At 52.0% G+C, this 2,845-nt stretch carries 3 protein-coding genes and 1 tRNA gene; 3 read left to right on the top strand and 1 reads right to left on the bottom strand.

From position 1 onward, the window contains the following. Window positions 1-125: 125 nt before the first annotated feature. Window positions 126-219 (bottom strand) — tRNA-Cys (locus COY37_RS10850). Window positions 220-428: 209 nt separating this feature from the next. On the opposite strand from COY37_RS10850, the gene murI reads away from it, so the two are divergent. The 3 genes from murI (at window position 429) to COY37_RS10835 (ending at window position 2,720) form a co-directional block, all read left to right on the top strand. Beyond that, window positions 429-1,247, top strand: a complete 819-nt coding sequence (gene murI / locus COY37_RS10845; RefSeq protein ID WP_286677554.1) for a glutamate racemase — start codon at window positions 429-431, stop codon at window positions 1,245-1,247. Window positions 1,248-1,387: 140 nt separating this feature from the next. Continuing rightward, window positions 1,388-2,140, top strand: coding sequence for a ribonuclease PH (gene rph / locus COY37_RS10840; RefSeq protein WP_286677555.1), 753 nt, complete (start codon window positions 1,388-1,390; stop codon window positions 2,138-2,140). Next, window positions 2,118-2,720 carry an XTP/dITP diphosphatase gene (locus COY37_RS10835; protein ID WP_286677556.1) on the top strand — a complete coding sequence of 201 codons (603 nt, stop codon included), beginning with the start codon at window positions 2,118-2,120 and terminating at the stop codon, window positions 2,718-2,720. Before rph ends, COY37_RS10835 begins: the two co-directional genes overlap by 23 nt. Window positions 2,721-2,845: the final 125 nt, after the last annotated feature.

Below are 2,845 nucleotides of genomic sequence, written 5' to 3'. Positions count from 1 at the left end.
TCTAGCACTCTTGAAGGAATTTTCAATAATTGACGCCAGACAAGCAGGTGGCGAAGTTTTTGCTGGACAAATCAAAAGGCGAGGCTGCCTAGCCGCCGCCCAGCTAAAGTAAAACCGTGGAGTAATGGAGGGGGCAAGGGGGATTCGAACCCTCCTCCGATCTTTCTAGGACCAGCCGACGGGTTTGCAGCCCGTGGAGCGCCCAGCGCCGTTGCCCCCATATAAAATATAACAATATATATTATAAATAATACAAATAATTATTCAAGGTTTTGCTTATCCTTGTTCTTGTGTGGATATACACTACTTTGAGGTTTACGCCAATGCGCTTGGGTACGACTCACGCGTTTACTTCTCTCAGGTTAGCGTTATAATTAGATAGATTGAGGCATGCTTATTTGAACTACCGAACGCATCTTGGAGGATACATGGATAATAGGCCCATCGGCATATTCGATTCCGGACTGGGCGGCCTGACCGTCGTGAAAGAGGTAACAAAGCAACTACCGAATGAGGAAATCATCTATTTTGGCGATACCGCCAGGTTTCCTTACGGGCCGAGGAACACCTCTGAAATACGTGGATTCGTCTTTGAAATTATAGATTACCTTCTCTATAACAATGTAAAGTTTATCGTTATTGCCTGTAATAGCGCATCGGCCGCTGCGCTTGAGATGGCGCAGCAGTATTACGACATACCGATCATCGGGGTCATCGAGCCGGGTGCGAGAGCAGCGGTGCAGGCGACGCGGTGCAGGCGTGTCGGCGTTATAGGTACGCAGGCGACGATATCGAGTGGGTCGTACCCCGGCGCAATTAAATCCATCGACGCGGGCGTTAAGGTGAACCCGCTGGCATGCCCCGATCTGGCCGATTTCGTTGAGAGAAACGAGTTGACCGGCCCGCGTGTTGAGAAAGCCGTAAAGTGGTATCTGGAGCCCTTAATGCGTGCGGGTATCGATAGTCTGATTCTCGGCTGCACACACTATCCGCTCCTCTCCGAGACGATCTCGAGCGTTGTGGGCAAAGACATAAAACTCATCAGCTCGGCGGAGGAAACCGCGCACGAACTAAAAGAGTTTTTGACCAGGAAGGATAGTTTGCGCGAGGATGAACTTACGCCGGCGTTTAAGCTTGTATCGAGCGGGGACGAGAACACGTTTCGCAAGCTGGGCGCCAAATTCCTTGGCCAACAGATTGAATCGGTAGAAAGGGTAAGCCTTCCGCTAAAAGAGAGGGTTGAATAGGCTTTCTTGCGCCTGTAGTAATAAATGCGCTCGGTGTAGCGCTTGAGCTCAAGTTATCGATATTTATCCGCTCTACGATGGGCCGATTATTGTGGCCGAAGATAACATGCAGATTTTGCTTGGAGGGGAGAACAACACTGATGCAACGCGTTGATGGCAGAAAGCCCGATCAGATGAGAGAGGTTATAATCCAGAGGGATTTCCTTCCGCATGCCGAGGGGTCGGTTCTGATAGAGATGGGCAACACCAAGGTAGTATGCACCGCCACAGTCGAGGAGAAGGTCCCGAACTGGCTGCGCGGGTCGGGTAAAGGCTGGATTACCGCCGAGTACGGTATGCTCCCGAGATCTACTTCAATACGAATGAACCGCGAGGCCAGCCAGGGCAGAGTTGGCGGCAGGACGCATGAAATACAACGGCTTATCGGGCGCTCTCTGCGCTCCGTGGTCGATCTCAAGGCGCTTCATGAGCTGACGATCTGGATCGACTGCGACGTGATACGGGCCGATGGCGGCACAAGGACCGCCTCGATTACCGGCGCGTTTATCGCGCTCTATGATGCGCTGAGGTGGCTGGTAAAGGAGGGCAAGCTAGCAGAGCTGCCGCTTTCTGAATTCGTGGCGGCGACAAGCGTTGGAATTATCGACAATGTGCCCATGCTTGACCTATGCTACGAGGAAGACTGTCGCGCTCAGGTCGATATGAACGTGGTCATGACCGGCTCAGGCAAGTTTATCGAGGTTCAGGGAACAGCCGAGGAGTACCCTTTTACGAGGGATGAACTCGATGAGCTTATCGCCCTCGCTACGAAGGGAACATCGGAGCTTATCCAACTGCAACAGCGGATTTTACGAGAGGAACTATCGACAAATGTTGGAACTCATCATAGCTAGCCAGAATGAAGGCAAGATCAGGGAAATCGTTGAAATCCTTGATCCCAACGATATAAAAGTCTACACCTATAAGGATTTCCCGGAATGGCCGGAGGTTGAGGAGATCGGTTCGACCTTTTATGATAACGCCCTGATAAAAGCACGCGCTCTCGTTGATGCATTTGGAAAACCTGCGGTTGCCGATGACTCGGGCCTTGAGGTCGATGCGTTGGGCGGCAAACCCGGCGTGTACTCCGCCCGCTATGCCGGTGAAGAGGGAAACGCCGATAAAAACAACGCCAAGCTGCTGCGTGAGCTGCATGATGTCCCGGAGCCGCAACGCACCGCGCGTTTTCGCTGCGTTGCCGTTCTTATGACCCCGGATGGTTGGATAACCTCAACCGATGGCACCTTTGAAGGGCACATCGGCTTTGAACCGCATGGCGAGCGCGGCTTTGGTTACGACCCGATCTTTATCCCTGAAGGCGAAACCCGCACGGTCGCCGAGATACCGCTCAGCGAGAAAAACAAGATCAGTCACCGCGCCAAGGCTTTCAAAAAACTGAAAGAGAAGATTGCAGAAAACCTGCATATCAAATAAGTAGGTACTGCACGTTACCGCAATTTATGATAAAATACCATCTGGCGCATTTGCCGCGATTGAGATGAATATCTACCTCGGGGTGTGGCTCAGTTTGGTTAGAGCACCGGTTTTGGGAACCGGGG

Source organism: Candidatus Aquicultor secundus (genome assembly GCF_002791875.1).
GTDB classification, from domain to species: Bacteria; Actinomycetota; Aquicultoria; order Aquicultorales; family Aquicultoraceae; genus Aquicultor_A; species Aquicultor_A secundus.
Note: the sequence above shows the minus strand (reverse complement) of the source record. Positions and strands in the feature narration are given on the sequence as shown.